The sequence below is a fragment of the Pseudomonas aylmerensis genome, from assembly GCF_001702265.1.
GTDB classification, from domain to species: domain Bacteria; phylum Pseudomonadota; class Gammaproteobacteria; order Pseudomonadales; family Pseudomonadaceae; genus Aquipseudomonas; species Aquipseudomonas aylmerensis.
The window spans coordinates 20,930-44,369 of record NZ_MAUE01000017.1 but is presented as its reverse complement, the minus strand read 5'-3'; the positions used below and the strand labels follow the sequence as shown (position 1 = coordinate 44,369).

Below are 23,440 nucleotides of genomic sequence, written 5' to 3'. Positions count from 1 at the left end.
CCCAATACGCACGCGAAAATCCGCTTCCGATAGCTAAGCCTAGGCTAAATCAACGCACTTGCTGCAAGTGTCCATATAGCTTGGCGTACAGGCCGCCATCGGCAATCAACTGCTGATGATCGCCGTCCTCAGCAATATGACCGCCGTCGAACACTAATACTCGATCCGCTTGCTTAACCGCCGACAAACGGTGAGCAATGATCAGTGTAGTACGGCCGCTGAGAAACCGCGCCAGCGCCTGGTGCAGGTTGTATTCGGTGGCGGCATCGAGGGCGGAGGTCGCTTCGTCGAGGATCACCACTTTCGGCTCGGCGAGGACCATGCGCGCGATCGCCAGGCGCTGGCGCTGTCCGCCGGAAAAGCGCACGCCAGAGCGCCCCACCACACTGTCCAGACCCTGCGGCAGGGCTTTGACGGTGGCGTCCAACTGGGCAATTTCCAGCGCCTGCCAGCAGGCCTGGTCAGTGCGCTCACGCCCCATCGTCAGGTTGGCCCGAACGGTGTCGTTGAACAGCGCCGGGTGTTGCAGCACCACCGCGACGTTCTCGCGAATGGTCTCCAGGCCGATGGCCTGCTGGGTCGCTCCGCCGAAACGGATACTGCCGGCCTGCGGCGTGTACAGCCCGAGCAGCAACTGCACCAGGGTACTTTTGCCGCCGCCGCTGGCACCGACAATCGCGACCTTTTCACCGGGAGCGATGGCAAGGTTCAACTGGTTGAGCACCAGGTCATCGCCATAGCCGAAGTCCAGGCCGCGGACTTCGATGCCGACGGTTTCGCGGCCGCTGAACGGGTCTTCGCCGCCCGCATATTGCGGCTCGTCGGCACGCGCCAGCAGCTCGTTGATCCGCGTCAGCGCGCCACCCGCAGCGTAGTAGGCGTATTGCAGGTTGAGCAGTTGCTCCACCGGGCCGATCATGAACCACAAGTAGCTGAATACCGCGAGCATCTGGCCGATGGAAAGGTCGGAAAACAGCACCGTCAGCATCGCCGCCGCCCGGAAGATGTCGATACCGAACTGGAACAGCAAGCCACTGGCGCGGCTGGACGCGTCGCTTTTCCATTGCGAATTGATCGCGTAGTCACGCACTTCCTGGGCGCGCTGGCCAAGGCGTCCGAGGAAGAAGCCCTGGCGGTTGCCGGCGCGTACTTCCTGGATCGCGTCCAGGGTTTCGGTCAGCGCCTGGGTGAAGCGCGAGGTGCTGTCGTTTTCGAGCTTCTTCAGGTGTTTGACGCGCTTGCCCAATTGCACCGTGGCGTAGATCACCAGCGGGTTGAACAGCAGGATCAGCAAGGCCAGTTGCCAATGCATCCACACCAGGATGGCCGAGGTGCCGACCAGCGTGAGCATGGCCACCAGGAAGCGGCTGAGGGTTTCGCCGACGAACTTGTCCAGGGTGTCCAGGTCGGTGACCAGGTGCGTGGTCACCGTGCCGCTGCCCAGGCTTTCGTACTCGCCCAGGGAGATGCGCTTGAGGCGTTCGATCAGGCGCACGCGGATGCGGTACACGATGTCCTTGGCCAGCCGCGCAAACAAGCGCGCCTGCACCACGTTGAACACCAGGGCGCCGCACCGCAGCGTCAGCGTCACCAGCAGCATCAGGCCGATATAACCGGCTGCTTTCTGCCAGCCCAGGGGCAGCGCATGGTTCATCACCTTGAGCGCGGCATCGCCGTGGCCCAGCAACACTTCGTCCACCAGCAACGGCAACAGCAAGGGAATGGGCACGCTGCACAGGGTCGCCAGCACGGCAACGCCATTGGCGATCCACAGGGATTTACGGTGCCGCAAGGCCAGGCGGCGAATTTCCGCCCAGGTCAGTCGGTCGACGCGTTTGGGTTGCTCATCGGGCCGGTCATACACAGGCAGCTCGCTCCAGCCAACGGGCGAGCAAGGGCGACAGTTCCGACAGCGGCTGGTAGCCGTTGGTCAGCAACGCGAGCTGGCCATTGCGTTCGGCCAGCAGCGTCGGGAAACCGGCGATGCCCAAATCCTGGACCCAGGTGAAATCGGCGGCGGTCGCGGCGTGCTGCTCGGCACGGTCGAACGCACCGGCAAACTCGATGCGCGGGATGCCGGCCTGCTCGGCCAGCTCCACCAGCACGCTGGCGAGGGTCACATCGCGACCCTCGACATAAAACGCGCGCTGGATCAGCCCCAGCAGTGTCCACGCGCAATCCGGCGCCAGGCTGCGCGCGGTGACGATGGCGCGACAGGCGGGCTCGGTGTCATAGACAAAACCGTCGGGCAACGCACCTTCGCGCTTGAACGGCTGGCCGGTGGCATCGGTGACGGCCTGCCAGTGCTCCAGGATGTAGCGCCGGGTGGTCGGTTCCAGCGCCGCGCCGCTGCCGGTGCGCAAGCCGCCCACCACCAGGTGCAGTTCCACCCCGGCCGCCTGGGCCTGCTCTACCAACGCCTGCGCCACCGGGGCAAAGCCCCAGCACCAGGAACACATCGGGTCCATTACATAGAGCAGGCGCGCGGACATGGGTCAGGCCTCGGAAGGGGTTTGCTTATAGTTGAAGCCAATCGGGTGCGGCATGTTGCGGGCCTTGGCCAGCTCGATCTGCTTTTGCCGGTCGATCGCGCTGCGACGGGTCTTCTCCGGCAGCTTATCCCAGCAATGTGGACAACTGATGCCGGCCACATAGTGCTCGGACGCGCGGTCTTCTACGCTCACCGGTGTGCGGCAGGCATGACATTGATCGTAGTCGCCTTCGCTCAAGTCGTGGCGCACAGTCACGCGATTGTCGAACACAAAGCAGTCGCCCTGCCATTTGGTTTCTGCCTGGGGCACCTCTTCGAGGTACTTCAGGATGCCGCCCTTGAGATGGTAGACCTCATCGAACCCTTCGCTGAGCATATAGCTCGAGGCCTTCTCGCAACGAATGCCGCCGGTGCAGAACATCGCGACTTTCTTGTGCTTGGCAGGGTCGAAGTTGGCTTTGATGTAGTCGGGAAATTCGCGAAAACTGGTGGTTTTCGGATCGATTGCGCCTTCAAAGGTGCCAATCGATACTTCGTAGTCGTTACGCGTGTCGATCAACAGCACTTCCGGATCGCTGATCAGCGCGTTCCAGTCTTGTGGATCAACGTAGGTACCGACTTTTTTGTTCGGGTCGACGCCTTCGACACCCAGGGTCACGATCTCTTTCTTGAGCTTGACCTTGGTGCGATAGAACGGCTGGTCGTCGCAGTACGATTCCTTGTGGTCGATGTCGACCATGCGTGGATCTTTCTTCAGCCACGCCATCAGCCCGTCAATGCCTTCGCGGCTGCCGGAAACGGTGCCGTTGATGCCTTCTTCGGCGATCAGCAAGGTGCCTTTGATGCCATTGTCGACCATTGCCTGCAGCAATGGCTCGCGCAGGGCGACGTAATCTTCCAGGGTGACGAACTTATACAGTGCCGCCACGACAATCGGTTGAGTCATGGGTGTTCTCTCCAGGTGGCTACCCTCGTAAGGGGTGAACCGGATGTCGGCAGCTGCGGGCTTTGAGCCGCAAGCTGCCAGTAAACGCAAAAAAAACGCGCCGACTGGGCGGCGCGTTGCGGATTCTAGCAAAACCCCGATGCGACTGCATCGACACTCAATCACCGATATTTCCTTGACGCCCTCACGGCATTGGCTGACCTCGGCCCAGACCACCTGCGTGATAGCGTCTTGCGTCGCCCATGGGACCCGCCTTTGGACAGTTTTATTGGAAGATCGATTGATATGGACACCTCAAATCCAAGCAGTCCGCTATTGGCGCAACTGGTGGAACACCCCGTCACTCCTGGCGCAGGGAGGGTCGATTTGAGTACCGCCTTGAATAGACTCAACCTCACCAGCGTCTTCGACATTGTCGACCAGCCCAAGGCCGAATTCATCCGTCAATTGGCTCAATACACTGATGACGATGGCGCCCAGGCCTACGAAAATGCGCTGTCCTACGCCACCCAGTTGCAATGGCTGCACGACCAACAATCATTGAGCCCGCGCCCTGCCCCCTCTCACAGCAAGCGCGACCTGGGTTCAAAGGCGCCCAGCCCGCTCAACGAGGACTGGGGGAATGTCTGCCACCCGGAGGCCATCGCCGCTATCGACTCACCGGTTGCCTACCTGCGCACGCTGTTTCTTTTTGCAACTCAACTGGAAAAAAAAACCGCGGCAACCAGTAAAAAAAAAATCCTGTTGAGCCAACGGCGTCCGGACCTGGGACGCTTATTGATCGACCACGACACAACCTTTTCTCAACGCCCCCTGCTGACACTCATTGATGAGATGTTGCACATGCAGATCCAGCTCCACCATCCGGATAAGGACCTGCATCAACAACTCAGCAGAGCGCGCTACCCCATGGCGTTGCCTTACCACCATCATCATCGCCAGTGCCAGCTGGCACTCTCGGGAACCCGGTATTCCCTGGGTGAGTTGAATTATCGAATCAGCAAACGCGTGCCGTTTGACGACGCCAGCAGCGCACGCTATGCCACGGTCACAAAGCCCAATGCCAATACCCAGCGGCTGCTGGGTGAACTGAGCCCGGAGCAGCAAAAGCTCTTGGCGCAATCACTCGTCCCGGAAGACACATTGTATGAAATCTACTACGGCCGGCCTCGGAAACCGCCGACCCAGATGGCAACCCCACTGGAAAACCTCGACGTCTTCTTGAAAAGTACGGCGTTGAACAGCCTCCAATTGCAGGCACTGTTGGCGCAAAACAGTTTCGCTCCCCACGCCTCTCTCTCGACCAAGGGCCAGACACTGCCGACCTTTGGGGCGCGCTACGTCAACGGTACTGGTGACCCGCCCATGACTGTGGAGGGCATCTCCACCAGCAGGCAAACCGCGCAACTGCTGAATACCTCGCACGACCGGTTTGATCGCATGCAACGGATGATCCGCCTGCAACAGTGGGTCAATCTGCCTTTCGCCGAGCTGGACACTTTGATCGTCAGCGCCATGGAGTGTGAGGGCACAGCCAACTCGAGCCTGCGCATCAGCCCCAATACCCTGCGCGCACAAGGCGTCTACCGCTACCTGAGTCGGCACTACGCCCTTAAGCCATTGGAGTTTTCCGCGTGGCTGCATCGTTTGCCCGTTCAGGCCAGCGCCAATGAGCAGCCGCTGTTCGATCAAGTGTTCAACCGCACAGCGGTGTCCTCGCAACCACTGCCGCTGGACGACCAGGCCTTCGATTCACACACCCGCCAGCAACTCTGCGCCGCGCTGACGTTGAGGGACACGCCGGATTCACTGCAATTGCTCATCGAGGCCACGCCGGCCCCTGTCGCCCGAAACCTTGCCACGTACTCCGCGATCTATCGGCAAGCGCGGATCGCTCAAGTCTTCGGCCTTTCTGTCCTGCACTGCAAACAACTGGCTGACGTGCTCGGCCCGTCGACCTGGGCGTCGCTGGTCACCCCCACATTACGCATCAAGAAAGCCGCTCCGATGGATTTTCTCGATGTGCTGATGCAAATGGACTGGGCCGTCACGTGGCTCAAGGCCTGCGGTACCAGCGTGACGCAGCTGCGCCAGCAATTGCTGCTGGAACCCATTACTGACAGCCCGGCACTACAACGCGGGGTCGACCTGTTGAGACAGGGGCCGCACTCATGCATCCAACAGTTCCTGGAAAGCCCGGAGCCGGCCGTCTACAGCAATGAGCTGAAACTCTACTACGGCCAACATTTTATGCCCTTGCCTGAGCCTGAGCCGGCACCGATACACCTGATCCTGCTGGTTCCAGACATCACCACATTGTTGTCCTTGCCGGTTAACGGCACGTCGCTACGTCAATTGCTGCTCAACCCTCATTGGCTGGACAGCGAGATGACGAAAGGGGCGCTGGTCGAGCTGAACCTGGGCACGCTTTACCTATTACAGCGTTTCAGAGACTGCTGCGATACGTATGGCCTGGCACAGGACAGCCTCCTGGCGTTTTTCCAGGGTGCCAACAACAACGGTCCGCAAAACCCCAACGCCCAGCTGAGTCAATGGTTGGGCTGGGACGAACGCGAGCTGCGCGTGCTCACGGCGACTTTGCCCTCAGGCATGGTCAGGTCCATGGACCAACTGGATTGGATCATGCGCTGCCGGCAAGCCTGCACCCTCACCCGACTCTCCAGCCAGACCCTGCTCGACACCAGCGAACTGGATATCCAAAGCGACTTCAGCAGTTGGCAGTCCGTGGGTGAAGCCGTCGTCGCCGCACGTCAATAACGCTGCATCTCAATCAGCAGACTCAAGGAATGACTATGTCTGAGAACCTCGACCAACGGCTTAATGAAGCCAGGCGTGATGCCATGCTGAGCTACTATCTGGCTCACTGCATCAGCGCCGACCTTAAAGACGCGTTGCAGACACCCAACGACCTGTACGACTACTGGCTACTGGACGTACAAGTCAGCGAAGCAGTGCCGACCAGCCCGGTCGCCAGTGCGATCACCAGCCTGCAACACTACATAAACCGGATCCACTCAGGCCTCGAACCGGGTTATGAGACCCCGGGCATGTCGCCACACGAGACCCTGGCCTGGCAGAACTCCCTGCACACTTACCCCCTCTGGAGCGCCAGCCAGCAACTGCGCTATCACCCGCAAAATTTCCTCGACCCCACGCTGCGCGAAGACAAGAGCGACAGCTTTGCGCAACTGGAAAACGAACTCCAACAGCATCGACTCCAACCCGACACCGCACTGAAGGCCGTGCAAGGCTTCCTGTCACGGTTCGAAGAGGTCGCCAGCATTCAAACGCTCAATGGCTACATTGATGGCAATGTCGGACAGTTGGAGACCAGCACTTATTATTTCGTCGGCAAGTCCGCCACCGACAGCATCTATTATTGGCGTTCGCTGGACCTGTCCAAACGCTCGACCGCCAACCCCGACGCGCCTGCACCTCTGGCCTGGACAGACTGGAAACCCATCAACCTGACGTTTGGCGCCGATACACCGGCCCACAGTATCCGTCCCGTCCTGTTCAATCAGCGGCTATTTATGGTTTGGGCCGAGATCATCAAGCCGGCCCCGCACCACTCCTTCAAGGCACAGGGCAATGGCAATGGCGACAACGAAGAGGACGGGGATGAAAAACAACGCCAGGCTGAATGGCTGAACAGCCAGTTCGTGAAGTTTCGCCTGTGCTTTTCCTATAAAAAACGGGATGGCACCTGGAGCTTTGCGCACACGGGGCTAGAAGAGCACTGCGTCACGCGGGGCATCAACGCACTCACGCCAGCGCAACTTATCGGTATTACGCAGACCATTGCCGTAGTCGATAGCCGCTCTCCTCACACCCTGTTCCTGGGTATACGCGCCAACACGCTGAATCATGGCAGCGATCAAATGGGCGAATTCTTCCAAGCCATCAGTATCGATCAGTCATTGAGCATAAAAATCGTCGCCAGCGCAGGCAGCCCCGGCCGCTACAAAATCGTGCCAGGTTCAGCCGTAGCGCAGGAAGCCCTCCGATTGCTGGAAGCCTATGAATCCACACAAAACACGCCACTACAGAAAGCGTTGTTGGGCGGCGTCGACAAAGACAACCTGTTTTCCAGCGTGTTACTTCCGCCGTTCGCTCACCAATACTTCCGTCTGTTTTTCGATATAAACAAAGACAACTTACAGTTCAAGACACGCCTGGCGCAGGAACAAGACGAAAGAACGGTAGTCCTGGACGCTCAAACACCCCAGATCGAAGATCAGCGAACGTGGGACTTTGAATCCAAAAGCACAGCCATAGTCGCCGCCGATACAGCCACCACCGCCTTTGATCCCGCCACCAACGAATTCGTCTTCACCTCAAGAATCGTCAAGCCCTTTCTGCAGACGTACAGCATCACCCTTGCATCCCGGTACTCCGAGATGAGCATTACCCTGAGCACCCAGTCGGCGTTGCATGACTCGACCTTGGCCGAAGTTGAACTCATCAGCGGTTCGGTCATCAGGATCGACTGCGCGATACATCCCAGTGCAGACGCCACGTATCACTCGATGTTCTTTAAAAACCCCAAGACCGGAAAAAGCTATTCCAATGCCATTTATGACAAAGACTCCATATTGTTCAGGCTTGAGAAAGAGATGAAATCAAGGCCGGACCCGAGACCCGGGCATACCGACCAATACCTTCCCATCTTCGAATACTCCCTGGCAGGGAAGTTTCTCAACAAAAATGCATTCCTCCACTTATATACCCATCATCAGGATCCCTTCCTGGTGATACTCGACCGTTACAGCGGCTACCACCTGCCAGGTGATGAAGTCGCCAACCCAAAACTGCACTTCGTGAATGACGTGAGGCTGGAGCTGGGTAACACTTTCACGCCGACATTGCGTTTCTACAAGCACGTCATCATGCAATCCAAACTGAAGGACGTGCCCACTCCGCAAGCCATTAATAACAACACTGCCCAAATCCTCAACGACTCGGACCTCGATCACGAGAGTCTGGTAGGCGCCTCCCCCGAACTCGCAGCCGGGCACCTGGCGAGTACGCGGGTAAAGTTACCCAATGAGCAACCCGCATCAGCCATCACGCTGATCCATGGGGTCATCACGCTTGAGAGCAGAGAGAACCAGGTGACTGTCCTCGGCTATGCGCTCAAGGCCGTCAAATGCGCCCTTGCCACCTCCGTTGCCGTCGACAAGCCCGCGCATTCCCCACGAATTACGCGCCACCAGCAAAACACCGGAGCGACCCACGAGTGGATTGATTTTTCCACAAGCTTCGCCCCGAGTGTCCCGGCCATCCGACTCAACACCACGGTGGCGAGTCAACTGACCCAACACGCCACACTCGGCTTCGACCCGGTATTTTTACGCTCCCCGGATGACTGGACGGAACCGGCACTGACTGCGGACGCCGCCCCCGCGCCCCTGGATTTCCAGGGCGCGCACGGTAAAAATTTGCGCGAACTGTTTATCTACTTACCCTGGACCATCGCCCATTACTTCAACCAGCAGCAGCAATACGCTCACGCCCAGACCTGGTTGCACGCCCTGTTCGACCCACTCCACCCAGACACCGGGGCCCTCAGTGCCCTGCCAGGCAACCCGGTAGAACTGAGCTTCGCCTGCCAACACCCCGAGAGCCCGCATTACCTGGCTCTCAGCTTTCCGACATACCTGCGTAAGGCGTTGTACCACTTCAATGTGGATATCCTGATCAACCGGGGCGACGCAGCTTATCGCCAAGTGAGCCCCGACAGCCTGGCCGAAGCCAAACTCTGGTACATCCAGGCGCAGAACCTGCTCGGCATGCGCCCGACGGTCACACGTGCCGATACCTGGACCTCCCGCACCTTGGACGCACTGGCGACGGTGTCCTCCCAGGCCATCCGCCAGTTGGAACATCAACCCGAATACACCACCGTACTGTCCCGGCACTGCAAGACCACTGGGCAACACACTTGGCTCATGGACAGCCCCTATTTGTTCCGCCCGCTGAACACGCAACTGGTCGCACGCTGGGACATATTGGAAAGTCGCCTGCACGGGCTTCGCCATCATCTGGATATTTCCGGCAAGCCATTGCGCCAGACACTCTTTGCGCCCCCCTTGTCCCCTGCCGCCCTGCTGACGCGAAATGCACAGGGCGCTGCGGGTGACGCCAGTACATTGCCACCGGTCCGTCCTGAAGTGGGTCACTACCGGTTCCAGGTCATGCTGGGGCACGCCTTGAGCGCGGTCGACAGCCTGGCGCAGTTCGGCACCACGCTGCTCACCTTGATCGAGCGCAAGGAACAGGCGCACTACCTTGAGGTGCAACAGCAAAACGCCTGGCAGTTGGCCGAACTGGTGTTGACCCAACAGACCCAGGCCGTTGCCATCGATGAAAAAAATAAAGATGCCCTGCGTTGCAGCCGAGCAATCGTCGAGGGGCGACTGGACTTCCTGACACGTCAGCTCAGCGAAGGCATCAGCACCGGTGAAATTTCGGCCGGCCAACACTATCTGGAGAGCGCCGCCTGGGAGAGAAAAGTCGCGATTGCCGGTATAGGCGCCGGCGCCGCCATGCTGTTGCCGAATATCTTCGGCACGTCGTCCGGAGGGATGCGTTGGGAGGGGGCGTTTCATGCCTATCAGGCCTTCGCCCAGGGCGAAGCCAACATCGCCCGCGCCAACGGTAACGAATTGGAGCGCACTGAACAGTTAAATCGTCGCGCTCAAGAATGGGCCCACGCCGAACAACAGGCTCGCCTGGAACTGGCCCAGATCGACACCCTGCTGCTGGTGCATGCCGAGCAGGAAAAAGCCACTCGCCTGCAACTACGCAGTGCCCACACCGCATTGGCCCAGGCCAAGTCAGCCTACCAATTACTCGGCATGCGCTTTACCGGGACCCAGCTCTATCAATGGCTCACGGCCCAACTGAGCACGTTCTATTACGCGCTGTATGACAACGTCCACTCCCTGTGCCTGGCCGCTGAAGCCTGCTGGCAGTACGAAACCACCGACAGCCGGCAGTTCTTTCAAGGTGGGGCCTGGCATCACACCTGCCGAGGACTGCTGAGCGCGGAAAGCTTGAAACTGAACCTGGTGAAGATGAACACCGCGTACCTGCAACACACACCTCGCGAGCTGGAAATCAGCAAAACCATGTCACTGCGCCATCGCCTGATCGAGTGTCAGGTCGCGACCGGCCAACAGACCTTCGAAATCACCGCGCCTGCCAAAACCTGGACTGAACATAAAGCGCAATTGGTCAGCAGCGGCACCATCAGCTTCGCCCTGACTCAAGCGCTCCTGGATGAGGACTACCCTGGGCAGACCCTGCGCAGGATCAAGCATGTCAGCGTCACACTACCCGCCTTGCTGGGACCTTATGAAGACATCAAGGCAACACTGACCCAGACCCGAAACGAACTCCAGATGCCCGATGGCACCCTCAGGACCGACTTCAGGGCACACCAGCAAATCGCCTTGTCACGCGGCCTGGACGACAACGGCCTGTTTACGCTCAACTTCGACAACGATCCACGCTACCTGCCGTTTGAATACACGGGGGCGGTATCGTGCTGGCGCTTGAACTTTCCCAATCCGCTGCAACAAAAAAACCTGCTTGAATCCATCACCGACATCATCATTCATGTGCGCTACACGGCCAGGCCTGGCAGGAGTGAAACATGAGCACTCAGGCGAATGAATCGCCCCTCAAGGTGCCATCGCTGCCTAAAGCCAGCTCCGCCATCGAGGGCGTCGCCAAAGGCTGGGGCAACGTGGGCGCTGATGGCACGGCGACTTTTGAGGTTGGGTTGCCGATTTCCCTTGGCCGTGGTTATGCACCTACGTTGTCGCTGATCTATCGCAGCACGGCGGGTAACAGTGCGTTCGGTTTCGGCTGGGACGTCAATCCGGGTGCCGTCACACGGCGTACCCAGCAGGGCGTCCCCGATTACACCGCAGCCGATACATTCCAGGGTCCGGATGCACAGCAATGGATGCCCGAACGCACCGCCGCGGGCACGCTTGTCCAGACACAACGCGATAGTTTTGACCAGGTGCCGCTAGGCCGCCACTACGTCGTCACGCGCTACTTTCCGAGGGTCGAACAGCGCTTCGAGCGCATCGAGCATTGGCGTTCAGAGGGCGATGCGGCCGGGTTCTGGCTGATCCAGGCGGCTGACGGCAGCCGGCATGTGTACGGCAAAACGCCTGCGGCGCGTATCGCTGATCCCGATAACCTGAGCCATGTGGCGCAATGGCTGCTTGAGGAAAGCCTGAACGCCCATGGCGAGCATATCGGTTACCAATACCTGGCCGAGACCGATACTCGCACGGAACCCCATGACAGCCGGGCCCAGCGTTATCTGCATAAAGTGTGTTACGGCAACGTCATGGCGAGGGAAAAAGAGACGCTGTATTTGCTCAAGAATGACGATTTGTCCCGTCAGGCGTGGCACTTTTACCTGCTGTTCGACTACGGTCAACGCACCACCGCCAACGACAAGTTGCCTTCCTACGACGCGCTCACCCCGTGGCTTCCACGCGAAGACCCGTTTTCCAGTTTCATCTACGGTTTTGAACTACGAACGCTGCGACTGTGTCGGCAAATCCTGATGTTTCACGCCTTTGCAGATGCCCCCGACATGGGCCCCTCCCCCGTCTTGGTCAAACGCCTGCGGTTCGAACACAAAACCTTTCCCAACGGGCTCAACACCTTGCTAGCGGTACACGAGCAGGCCGTTGACGCCCAGGGAACGCTCACCAGCCTGCCGCCGCAAGAATATCTGTATCAATACTCAGGCCTGAAACTGGATGCCCGCCGCTACCAGCGTTTTGTGGACGTGCCCGGTCTCAATGACGGCCAGCGCTATCAACTGGTGGATCTATTCGGCGAGGGCTTACCGGGAATCTTGTACCGCGGTGATCAAGCCTGGTACTACCGGGCACCCCAGCGAGATGAGGCGTCTACAGGCGATGGGGTGACGTACGCTCCCGCTCAAGAACTGCCGGCTATTCCCGTGGCGGACGGTTCACGCCCGGTCTATCAGGCCTTGCTCGATATCGACGGCGACGGTCGGCTGGAATGGGTCCTGGCCCGACCGGGCATGAGCGGTTTCTTCAGCCTGGCCCCCCAACGCAAAGACGCGGGGTTCGTACGGTTCGATGCGTTCCCGGTGGAGTTCTTACACACCCATGCGATATTTGCCGACCTGATGAGCAGCGGCTTGGCTGATATCGCACTGGTGGGCCCGCGTAGCGTGCGCCTGTATGCCAACCGGCATAGCGGTTTCCAGCAGGGCATCGAGCAGGCGCACACGATCGACGGCGACGACTTACCGTCCTTCCTCGGTTCTTCCGCCGACTGGGTTGGCTTCAGCGACATACTTGGCAGCGGCCAGCAGCACCTGGTGCGTATACGACACAACGAAATCAAATGCTGGCCCAACCTGGGCCATGGGCGATTCGGTAAAGGGAGAGTATTGGCCACCTTGCCTTTCAGGGAAACGACGTTCAATGCTTCCAACGTGTTGCTGGCGGATCTGGATGGCTGCGGTGCCAGCGACTTGCTGTACCTGACGACCCATGAGGTACGCATTTTCACCAACAAGGGAGGCAATGGCTTTGCCAAAACCCCGTTGGTCTTACCCTGGCCATCAGGCGTTCAGCACGACGCCTTATGCCAGGTGAGCGTGGCGGACCTGCAAGGCAACGGTTACGCCAGCCTGATCATCAGCGTCACGCACCCACACCCTCGCCATTGGCGCTACGATTTTTTTGATAGCAGGCCTTGTCTACTCAGCATTACCAACAACAATCTGGGCGCCCAAGTAGAGGTGAGCTACCGCAGCAGTGCCCAGGAATGGCTGGACGAGAAAAGGCAGCACCAAGCCGAAGGCAGGCAGGCCGTCTGCCGATTGCCCTTCGCACTGACCCTGGTTAAACGCCAGAGGCAGCGCGATGAGATCAATCATCACACACTGACCCAGCATTTCAGCTATCGCCAAGGGTTTTACGCCCCCCATGAACGCGCCTTCCAGGGTTTTGGCTTGCTGCTTCAAACCGACATCGAGACCGGCACCCATGACGCGCCCGGAGCAGGGACGCAAACCAAACGCTGGTTTCACACCGGCCAGGCGCTGGATATGCCCAAGGACGACTACAGCCAGCACGACCCTGACGCCATCACGCTCGGCCGCACTTTGCTGGCGACACACGATGCCCCCCAACAGCCGCAACCGACCGACCATCACGACCGCGTGATCGCGTCGCCCACGCCACCGGAGACACGGGCGGCAACCTACGCGCTCAGGGGCTTGCCGCTGCGGGTGGAAGTGTTCGCCCTTGACCCGGCCAACAGCACACCCTATTCGGTGCAGCAGTACCGCTATCTGGTCCGTCGCTTGCCCCCGGCATCCGGCTCGCAACCCTGGCCGCGAATGCTGCCGCTGACGCTGGAGTCGGTGCATTATCAGTACGAACAGGTGCCCGATGATCCGGTCTGCGAACACCAGGTCAACTTGCGCTGGGATGCCTACGCCAGCCTGGTCCACAGCGTCACGGTGCATGGCGCGCGGCGAAAGACGGTCAGTGATACACCACCGGCACTGCTCGAGGATGAGCATCAGCGACAATGGTGGCGTGACACCCACGACCCGGCTCAGCAGGTGTTTTATCTGCGCGAAACCTTGGCGCAGTGGATTCATCAACCCAACGACGACCAATGGCGATTGGGATTGCCCTATCGTCAACGCACCAACGCCTGGACCCTGCCTGACGGGCAGCCACCTGCGGGGCTGAACGCGTCGGCTATCCGCTACGAGAGTTTGATCGACCGGCTTTCTGGTCCACTGGGGCCACAAGCACCGCGCGAGCTGAGCGGCTTGACGATCCAGCACTACCGCGAACCGGGCGGCAAAGGGCAAACCTTGCCCCCTGGAACAGCAAACTTCCAGGGGCTGGCGGATTATCAAGAAAGCGCTGAACTGGCCCCCAACGCGCTCCAGGCGCTGGAGAAAATTCCCGACATGCCCGGCCAACCCGCCGAAGACCTGCCGAGCCGCCTGGGCCGAATCGGTTACCGGCCCATGGCGCTGTTTTTTCATGCCAATGACCAGGAACGCCAATCGTCCCCCCTCTGGTCGATTCGCCGTCAGTTTCCGCGCTACTTCAACGCCAAACACTTCTTTCGTCTACACACTTGGCGCCTGACTCAGGCCGAGGGCGAAACCACGCTGACCTATGACCCTTACGGGCTTCAGGTCATCCAGGTCAAACAACCCGACGGCTGCATCACCCGCGTCCAGCATGACTACCGCCTGCTCCAGCCGATCAGCATCACCGATCCAAATGGCACGACCGAGCAAGCGCTCTACGATGCGTTCGGTCGCTTGCTCGCGACCAGCATCAACGGGCAAGCATCGGCAACGTCCGTCGGCTTCGGGCCATTGTCGGCGTATCGACGGCCGGTAGACGCATCCATCGAATCCGCCATTCAAGCACCCGCAACGATCCTCGGCGAGGCCGCCCGTGCCTGGCTCTACGACCCGTTCAGTTGGATGGGTTCGATCGCCTCAACGGACAGGCAGGCGCACTGGGTCACCCAGCGCTATGTCTCACCAGACGGGCACATACGCGCCACCGCCCGGTTGCGCCTGAAAAAAAAGGCCAGCGCCTTGAGTGCGAGCGAGAAAGCCTTGTCCGACTTGATCCAGAAGGCCCGGCGCGAACCGGCACGAAGCCTGATGTTGGCAGCTGATCGCTATACCCACGATCAGGAACAGCTCATCCACATGAGCCTGGTCTCCCATGACGGCTTCGGGCGCATCTTGCAAAGCAAACAACAAGCTGAGCCGGGGCCGGCCTGTGCGGTGGGCGACAACGCGGACCTGACGGTCAAGGACGGCGCCATCCAGACGGTTCAGGCTGATCCGCGCTGGTGTGTCAGCGAACACACCGAGTACAGCCCCACGGGGCGGATCATGCGGGTGTATCGCACCTATTACGCCGACCGCCACCGGTACATCGACGGTCAGTCCCTGCAGCAGTTCCTGCCTGGCGACAGGCAGTTCCATGACTCCCTCGGCCGCCCCACCCGCACCCTCACCGCCAGGAAAACACTACGGCAAATCACCTACTGGGCCTGGTACACCGTCAGCGAAGATGAAAATGATACGTCTGGAGCGCAGGTAGACCTCTCGGCTGAACACTGAAGCCTGGGGAAGCGTGGCCGTCTCACCTTTGAGAGACGGCCAAACTGCTTTGTTCACTCAACGTGCCGCCGTCCGTGAAGCCCTGGAACTGGCGGGTTTATAGCGACGCCACGCGGAGGAGTCGGACTCCCAAGGGGCGTCAACCCGTTGTTGATGCCGATAGAACGTCACGCGGCCTGCCAGTTGCTGTCGATGCCGATACAGCCAGCGCAGCTCAGAACCCGTGGCAGAAACCGCGGACTTATTGATCACAACGTCCATGTCCAGATCATCCAGAGCAAAGTGCGCCTGGCGCAGGCTCTGAGGGTCCGTCAGCGTCTTCAACGCCGACTTGCTGGCGCGGCTGACCAGCTTGTGCTGAAACGCACTCAAGTTCACATCTATGTAGCCTTCAAGGGTGCGTTCGAAGGAATAGTCACTGGAAGAAAAATCACTGACGAATTTCTTCGCGAACTCCCGGTTGGCGGTGGTCGATGTGCAGCCCGAATACTTGGACACAATAGCGCCATAGAATTGCCGTGCGACCTGCCCGCCTTGCTCTGCGATCGTTTGCTCATACTCGGACTCGCCGATCCTGTCGAGCCCGCGCCGAATATACGCGTCGACACTTACGGCCAGCGCCGCAGTTGCCGCCCCCATCTCCTCGACGCCGAAATAGGCAGCCATTATGTCCCCGCGGGCCGTCAGCTTCGACCAGAAGCTGCGATAGATCCGCACGGTGTTGGCCAAGCCGAAAAGGATATCGCCTCGACTGGGTTGGAATTGCTCGCCAAAAGACACTTGCCCGCCATCAACATCCCTGAACAGCAAGGGGTTGCCCAGGGTCATCGCATACAGGTTCAGGCCGTCCACGTCGCCCAGCGGGTCCGGGCTGATCCAGCGTTGCAGCCACGGCGCGTAATACCGCGATCCGTAGTAATACAACCCTGTCGCATCGCGCTCCTTACCTGCATAGCGGCGAACCTTATAGCGAGCTCGCTGCGTATCGTTGGTAGCCCACCACGCCGTCGCGCCATAAGGATAATAATGCTCCTGGCTCAGCAACTGGGCCTGCTCGTCCAGTTCCAGCAAGCTGCTATTGAGGTGATCGAGGAGGCTGAATTGCACGTGCTCGTCTTTCATATCGCTGGGGCGACCCTGCTCCCATTGCAACACCGTGACATGACCGCCGCCGATATTGATCTCCAGCACGTTCAAGCGCTTGCCTGCTTGTACATGCAGGCGCAAACCCGGCAAGTAGCATGTCAGTTGTGTATGGGGTTTCCCCGCGACCTGCTGGCTTCTGATTTTGGCTGCCCGTTGGCCCTGGCCGTCGTAGAGGTAACTTTCCACATCCGGATCACCCTGCTCACGCCACACCTGAGTCACATGGGTGAGCTGATTCCGCACGTCCCAGCCTAACTGTTGGCCGCTGCCGAGCACGTGTTGGTTGCCATTGGCATCAAACATCATTGCCCATTGCCGCGGTGCACCGTCAGTCACCGGCAAGGCGCGATTGCTGCCCGCAGCGACACGCATTTCCCGGGTATGACCGGCTCCGCTACTCGGCACATGGCGAAGGCTCGTCAAGTTGCCATGTTCATCGTAACGGTAATGTTGGGTGTAATTGCGCCAGAGCCCGGTGTCAGTTGCACCGAACGTCACCCGTCCCGGCGCAGCCTGGCCACCGCTGTTGCCGGCATTTTCCCGACCGGTGGCCTGGGTCAGCTGGTACAGACTGTCGTACTGGTAGCGGTTGACCGCATCAATACGCGCATTAGTGTGCCATTGCGTCGGCTGCGCCTGGTCGCTGAGGCTGAGGATGTTGCCTACCGGGTCGTACTCGTACACAAGGTCCTGTAAAGGCTTGGCGGCCTCGCCCTTGCGATGCACCGTCAGTTGCAACAGACGATTGTCCTCAGCGGCGTATTTCGCCAGCTGGGTAACGCCATTGCCCATCCGTTCGGAGATCACCAGACCGCTGGCGTTGTACACGCGCTGGTGCGTCAAAACCTGGCGTGAGCCGCCACGGAGGGTCAGCGCAACCTCCTTCAGCCAGCCTTGCTGCCCATAGAGCCAGTGTCGGCGATTGCCCTGGGCGTCGACCTGCTCCAGCTGCGCCCCCGTGGCATCGTAGCGCCAGGTCGTAGTGTGGGCCTTGGGCTCCAGCTGTTCGGCTTGTTCGTCATGACTGGATGGCCAGTCAACTGCCGACGCATCCAAGCGAAACCGTCGAGTCTGCTGGGTGACGCTTCCATCGATCCCGTATTCATCCATCAACAAGACACCGGCCGGGTCCGCGTGGCGAATCAGCCGACCACAACGATTGCCGGCCGCCTCGGCGGGTTCGGCGGCCGCATAGGTCAAGCGCTCGACACAACGCGGCCGTGGCTCATTCGCCGCCTGTTCAAACACGGCCACTGGGCGTAACAGGCGGTCGTAGCGCCGCTCGTGATGAGCTAGACGCGAATCCCAGCGATGCAACAGCTGCCCTGCTTCACCATGTATCAGCAGGCGCCAGCCGGCATCGGCGCTCTCGGTGCGCACAGGCTCGCCCGACAGGCTGTAAATGGTCGATTGTGACGCCACACCCGCAGCGCCGCGCGCAAATTGCCGCGGGTCCCACTGGCTGAGCAAAAGACCATTGGCCCCAAAAACCTGGCGGGTGACCCGTGCCTGCGGAGTCTGCGTCACGCTCTCGCGATGATAGTGAACAGCACGCACAGCCAGCCCGCGAGGATCCATGGCCTTCAAGGTCGGTGTATTTCGATGCAAAGAAGTGGACATAAACTCATGACCTGATCAGCTAAGGTCAAAAAAGTCTAGGGAACCCCTTTAGGGCGTGGGGGGTACTGCGAGGATGTTTTATGTGTCTAATTGCAGGCACAGGATATGACAACCTGCGAGCGCGAACGCGCCGCGCCCGCAGGCCTTGGGCTGCGGGCTCAGTGCCCGCCGGCGCAGGTCGGCGAGGCCGGGGCTGCGTCGATTTTCGCCCATTCTTCAGGCGTGTAGGTGTGCAGCGCCAGCGCATGAAACTCGCTCATCAGGTCACCCAGGGTGGCGTAGACCTTCTGGTGGCGCTTGACGCGGTTGAGCCCCTCGAACTGCGGGCTGACCAGTACGGCCTTGAAGTGCGTTTGCAGCCCACGGCTGTGCATGTGGCTTTCATCCAGCACGCTCAAGTGGTCCGGGCCCAGGGCGGCAAGTGCCGTTTCGATACGCTGTTGCATGCTCATTCCTGCTTACTTCTTCTTGGCCGGTGCGGCGGCTTTTGGCGTCAGCTCGTTGGTCATGTCTTCCAACAGCTTGTTCACCACCGGTACGGCGCTTTCCAGTTTTTCCTGGGTCATCTGGGCCGATTGCTGGGTCAGCTGCGGCATTTTCTCGAGGACTTTCTTGCCCAGTGGCGACTGGTAGAACGCGACCAGGTCCTTGAGCTCGGATTCGCTGAAGTTGCTGGTGTAGAGCTTGACCATGTCGGGTTTCAGCTTCGGCCAGCCGATGGCCTGGTCGAGGGCGGCGTTGGCCTTGGCCTGGTAGCTGTCCAGTACGGACTGCTTGGCGGCAGGCGCCTTGGTCTGTTCGAAACGCTGGGCGAACATTTGCTGCACTTGCATGTACACCGGGGTACCCAGCTTGTCGGCGTGGGCCAGGGTAAGGAAGGCTTCGGCACTGGCGTTGTGGCTGGCGGTATCGGCAAAAACCTGGCCGCTGGCGCAAACCAGAGCAACCGCGGTACAGATGGCACGAAGACGAGTCATCGAGTTTCCTTTTCTAGCAGGCGAGGTAAGACCCCAAGGGCGCCCATTCTGCGCCTAAAAAACGCTGCGGCTCAACCCCGGGCCTTGTACGGCCTGGATTGGCACGGGATGAATCCGATGAAAAGTCTTTTAGGGAACCCCATAGGCCCATCAAGGCCTAAACTGCGCAAACGAACCTGAAGGAGTGTGCCCGATGAGCCGTATCGAAACCGACAGCCTGGGAGAAGTCGCCGTCCCGGATGACGCTTACTGGGGCGCCCAGACCCAACGTTCGCTGGTGAATTTCGCCATCGGCGAGCAGCGCATGCCACTGGCGGTGCTGCACGCCCTGGCCCTGGTGAAAAAGGCCGCCGCGCGGGTCAACGACCGCAATGGCGATTTGCCCGCCGACATCGCCCGCCTGATCGAACAGGCCGCCGACGAAGTGCTCGCCGGCCAGCATGATGACCAATTCCCGCTGGTCGTCTGGCAGACCGGCAGCGGCACCCAGAGCAACATGAATGCCAACGAGGTGATCGCCGGCCGTGCCAACGAGCTGTCGGGCAAGACCCGCGGCGGCAAGAGCCCGGTGCACCCCAACGATCACGTCAATCGCTCGCAAAGCTCCAACGACTGCTTCCCCACGGCCATGAGCATTGCGGCCGTGCAGGCGGTACACACCCAGTTGCTGCCGGGCATCGCCAATCTGTCCGGTGGCCTCGCGGAACTCGCCGCGCGGCACATGAAACTGGTGAAGACCGGCCGCACCCATATGATGGACGCCACGCCGATCACATTTGGCCAGGAACTGTCAGCCTTTATCGCCCAGCTTGACTACGCCGAACGCGCCATCCGCAGCGCCCTGCCCGCCGTGTGCGAGCTGGCCCAGGGCGGCACCGCCGTCGGCACCGGGCTGAATGCGCCGCATGGTTTCGGCGAGGCGATTGCCTCCGAGCTGGCCGCGCTGTCCGGCCTGCCGTTTGTCACGGCGCCCAACAAATTCGCCGCGCTTTCCGGACACGAGCCACTGGTGACCCTGCACGGCGCGCTGAAAACCCTGGCCGTGGCCCTGATGAAAATCGCCAACGACCTGCGCCTGCTGGGCTCGGGCCCACGCGCCGGGCTGGCCGAGGTCAAGCTGCCGGCGAACGAGCCCGGCAGTTCGATCATGCCCGGCAAGGTCAACCCGACCCAGTGCGAGGCGCTGTCGATGCTGGCCTGCCAGGTGTTGGGCAATGACGTGACCATCGGCATTGCCGCCAGCCAAGGGCACTTGCAGTTGAACGTGTACAAGCCGGTGATCATCCACAACCTGCTGGAGTCGATCCGCCTGCTGGCCGACGGCTGCAACAACTTCCAGGAGCACTGCATTGCCGGCCTGGAGCCCGACGCCACGCAAATGGCCGAGCACCTGGAGCGCGGATTGATGCTGGTCACCGCGCTCAACCCGCACATCGGCTACGACAAGTCGGCGGAGATTGCCAAGAAGGCCTACGCCGAAGGGCTGACGCTGCGCGAGGCCGCCCTTGAACTGGGCTACCTCACCGACGCAGAGTTCGACCAGTGGGTTCGCCCGGAAAACATGCTGGGCGCCTAAGACGCCATGCGCAGCCGCCGGGCCTTGAGCCCGGCGAGCAGCGAGGGGGCCAGCGCCACGGCCGCCGAACCGAGCATCACCACCAGCGCGCCGAAATATCCCAGCGCGTTGATTTCTTCTGCCTGCACGTAGTCCGGCCACAGCCAGGCTGCCAGCGCCACCGCGACAAACGTCACCAGCGGCGTCAACGCCAGCGTCGCACTGACCCGCGAGGCCTCCCAATGGGCCAGGGCTTCGGCAAATGCGCCGTAGGCCACCAAGGTATTCATGCAGCACGCCAGTAACAGCCAGCCTTGCAATGGGCTCAGGTCCAGCGCTTCCAGCGGATGCGCCCAGGGGGTGAGCAGCACCGCGCAGGACAGGTAGATCACCATCATCACCTGCAGCGAATTCCACACCGTCAGCAACTGCTTCTGGCCAAGGGCGTAGAACACCCAGATCGAGGTGGCGAGCAGGATGGTCAGCACGCCGGCGGTGTAAGTGCCGACAGACGTGAGCAACTCCTCCAGGCGCTGGTTGAAAAACAGCCCAAACCCCACGATCAACACCACCAACCCAAGCACCTGCCCCCGGCTGAAACGCTCCTTGAACACAAACACGCTGGCGATCATCAGAAAGATCGGCCCCATCTGCACCACCAACTGTGCGGTGCCGGGGCTGAGCATGTTCAGGCCCACCAGGTACAACACGTAGTTGCCGACCAGCCCGCACACCGCCATCGCCACCAGCCAGCCGCCCTTGGGGCCGAGCACTTTGCGGCTGGGCAGGCGCTTGGTGGCCGCCAGGTACAGGAACAGGCAACTGCCGGCTACGGTGAGGCGAAACCAGGTGACGGTGACCGGGTCCATCACTTGCAAGACCTGTTTGAGCTTGACCGGGAGGATGCCCCAGAGCAGCGCGGTCAACAGGGTCAGGCAGAAACCGTAGACCCAGCGGCCGGAAGAGATGTGCATGAGTGCCCCAGATGCCAGAGGAAGTGGAACGGGCATTCTAGGGGCAAGCAGAAGGATTGGGCTACGGCGCAATTCAATTGTAGGAGCCGGCAAGCCGGCGCCTACATTGGCGGGTGATCTAGCGGACGGCCTCGAACAGACCGGTGGCGCCCATGCCGCCGCCCACGCACATGGTGACGATGCCGTAGCGCAGGTTGCGCCGCTGCAGTTCCCGCACCAGGTGCCCGACTTGCCGCGAACCGGTCATGCCGAACGGATGGCCGATGGAAATCGAGCCGCCGTTGACGTTGTACTTGGCGTTATCGATTTCCAGGCGATTGCGCGCATACAGGCACTGGGAGGCGAACGCTTCGTTGAGTTCCCACAGGTCAATGTCCGCCACCTGCAAGCCACGCGCCTTGAGCAGCTTGGGCACCGAGAACACCGGGCCGATGCCCATTTCGTCCGGCTCGCAACCGGCCACGGTGAAGCCGCGGAAAAACGCCTTGGGCTTGAGCCCCAGCGCCAGGGCTTTTTCCAGGCTCATCACCAGGGTCATCGAGGCCCCGTCGGACAACTGCGAGGAGTTGCCTGCCGTCACCGAGCCGTCTTCGGCAAACACCGGCTTCAATCCGGCGAGGCTGGCCAGGGTGGTGTCCGGGCGGTTGCAATCATCGCGATCGACCACGCCATCAAGGACCTGCACCGCGCCGGTGTTCTTGTCCTCGACCTTGTACTTGACCGCCATCGACACGATTTCATCGTCGAACAACCCGTCGGCCTGCGCCTGGGCCGCGCGCTGCTGGCTTTGCAGCGCATAGAGGTCCTGGTCTTCGCGGCTGACGTGGTAGCGGCGCGCGACGATTTCGGCGGTCTGGCCCATGGGGAAATAGATGCCCGGCACCTGCTCTTTGAGCAGCGGGTTGATCAGGTTGTCGGTGTTGACGCTTTTCATGGTCAGGCTGATGGACTCGACGCCGCCGGCGACGATGATGTCGCTGCAACCCGAAGCAATCTGGTTGGCCGCAATCGCAATCGCCTGCAGGCCCGACGAGCAGAATCGGTTGAGGGTCATGCCCGCCGTGCCGGTGCCCAGCTGCGAGAGCACCGCCACATTGCGACCGATGTTGTAGCCCTGGGCGCCTTCGTTGGAGCCGGCGCCGACGATGCAATCCTCGACACTGGCCGGGTCGATGCCGTTACGGGACAGCAGTGCGTTGACGCAATGGGCCGCCATGTCATCCGGGCGGGTCTGGTTGAACTTGCCGCGAAAGGACTTGGCCAGGCCGGTTCGCACACTGTCGACGATCACTACTTCACGCATGGGCTACCTCGATCTTGTCGTTGTTGGGAGATCAATCGAGGATAGATCCGCGCCCGCCCGGCCGCGACGATCATTCACCTGGCATATACAAAAGCATGGGGTGGTGCGCGGGTTTGTAATGGGGGGGTTGTTGGGCAGTGGGGTTGTTGTGCAGAAGTCTAGTTGTGCGGGAGGTTGTTGTGCAGCGGGTTTGTAGTGCAGAGAGTTTGGATGGCCA

At 60.6% G+C, this 23,440-nt stretch carries 12 protein-coding genes; 4 read left to right on the top strand and 8 right to left on the bottom strand.

Features of this window, described 5'->3' with window-relative positions; genetic code table 11:
* Positions 1–49 precede the first annotated feature (49 nt).
* Genes BBG20_RS13610 through trhO form a run of 3 tightly spaced genes read right to left on the bottom strand, consistent with a single transcriptional unit; the run spans position 50 to position 3,437 of the window.
* The gene (locus BBG20_RS13610) at positions 50–1,864 is read right to left on the bottom strand and encodes an ABC transporter ATP-binding protein (protein ID WP_065904319.1); all 1,815 of its coding nucleotides are present in this window, start codon (positions 1,862–1,864) and stop codon (positions 50–52) included.
* The gene (locus tag BBG20_RS13605) at positions 1,857–2,459 is read right to left on the bottom strand and encodes a DsbA family protein (protein ID WP_177343946.1); all 603 of its coding nucleotides are present in this window, start codon (positions 2,457–2,459) and stop codon (positions 1,857–1,859) included. The genes BBG20_RS13610 and BBG20_RS13605 overlap by 8 nt, the downstream gene beginning before the upstream one ends.
* Positions 2,460–2,495: 36 nt before the next feature.
* Positions 2,496–3,437, bottom strand: a complete 942-nt coding sequence (trhO, locus tag BBG20_RS13600; protein ID WP_028617236.1) for an oxygen-dependent tRNA uridine(34) hydroxylase TrhO — start codon at positions 3,435–3,437, stop codon at positions 2,496–2,498.
* Between the two features lie 255 nt (positions 3,438–3,692).
* Here trhO and BBG20_RS13595 point away from each other — a divergent pair, with 255 nt between their 5' ends.
* The 3 genes from BBG20_RS13595 to BBG20_RS13585 are packed head-to-tail and all read left to right on the top strand — an operon-like array spanning position 3,693 to position 15,648.
* Positions 3,693–6,215, top strand: coding sequence for a Tc toxin subunit A (locus BBG20_RS13595; protein ID WP_226939938.1), 2,523 nt, complete (start codon positions 3,693–3,695; stop codon positions 6,213–6,215).
* Positions 6,216–6,244: 29 nt separating this feature from the next.
* A complete protein-coding gene (locus BBG20_RS13590) occupies positions 6,245–11,122 on the top strand; it encodes a Tc toxin subunit A-related protein (RefSeq protein WP_319025201.1) in 4,878 nt (1,625 codons plus the stop codon).
* Positions 11,119–15,648 carry a SpvB/TcaC N-terminal domain-containing protein gene (locus BBG20_RS13585; protein WP_065904312.1) on the top strand — a complete coding sequence of 1,510 codons (4,530 nt, stop codon included), beginning with the start codon at positions 11,119–11,121 and terminating at the stop codon, positions 15,646–15,648. Before BBG20_RS13590 ends, BBG20_RS13585 begins: the two co-directional genes overlap by 4 nt.
* A 57-nt stretch (positions 15,649–15,705) precedes the next feature.
* Here the strand turns inward: BBG20_RS13585 and BBG20_RS33320 are convergent, their stop codons facing one another.
* The 3 genes from BBG20_RS33320 to BBG20_RS13570 all read right to left on the bottom strand — a co-directional run bounded on the left by BBG20_RS33320 (position 15,706) and on the right by BBG20_RS13570 (position 19,391).
* Complete coding sequence (locus BBG20_RS33320) at positions 15,706–18,414, bottom strand: RHS repeat-associated core domain-containing protein (protein WP_083221390.1); 2,709 nt, start codon at positions 18,412–18,414, stop codon at positions 15,706–15,708.
* A gap of 158 nt (positions 18,415–18,572) precedes the next feature.
* Entirely contained in the window at positions 18,573–18,866 is a 294-nt protein-coding gene (locus BBG20_RS13575) for a BolA family protein (RefSeq protein WP_065904311.1), read from the bottom strand.
* Positions 18,867–18,872: 6 nt separating this feature from the next.
* On the bottom strand, positions 18,873–19,391 hold the full coding sequence (locus BBG20_RS13570) for a DUF2059 domain-containing protein (protein ID WP_025855033.1): 519 nt from the start codon (positions 19,389–19,391) through the stop codon (positions 18,873–18,875).
* Positions 19,392–19,584: 193 nt separating this feature from the next.
* Between BBG20_RS13570 and BBG20_RS13565 the strand changes: the two genes are divergently transcribed.
* Entirely contained in the window at positions 19,585–20,967 is a 1,383-nt protein-coding gene (locus BBG20_RS13565) for a class II fumarate hydratase (RefSeq protein ID WP_065904309.1), read from the top strand.
* On the opposite strand, the gene BBG20_RS13560 is transcribed toward BBG20_RS13565, so the two are convergent.
* Together BBG20_RS13560 and BBG20_RS13555 are read right to left on the bottom strand one after the other, a co-directional pair.
* Complete coding sequence (locus BBG20_RS13560; protein ID WP_065904307.1) at positions 20,964–21,920, bottom strand: DMT family transporter; 957 nt, start codon at positions 21,918–21,920, stop codon at positions 20,964–20,966. The two genes, BBG20_RS13565 and BBG20_RS13560, sit on opposite strands and share 4 nt — an antisense overlap.
* 118 nt (positions 21,921–22,038) lie before the next feature.
* Positions 22,039–23,223, bottom strand: coding sequence for a thiolase family protein (locus tag BBG20_RS13555; protein WP_065904301.1), 1,185 nt, complete (start codon positions 23,221–23,223; stop codon positions 22,039–22,041).
* Positions 23,224–23,440 lie beyond the last annotated feature (217 nt).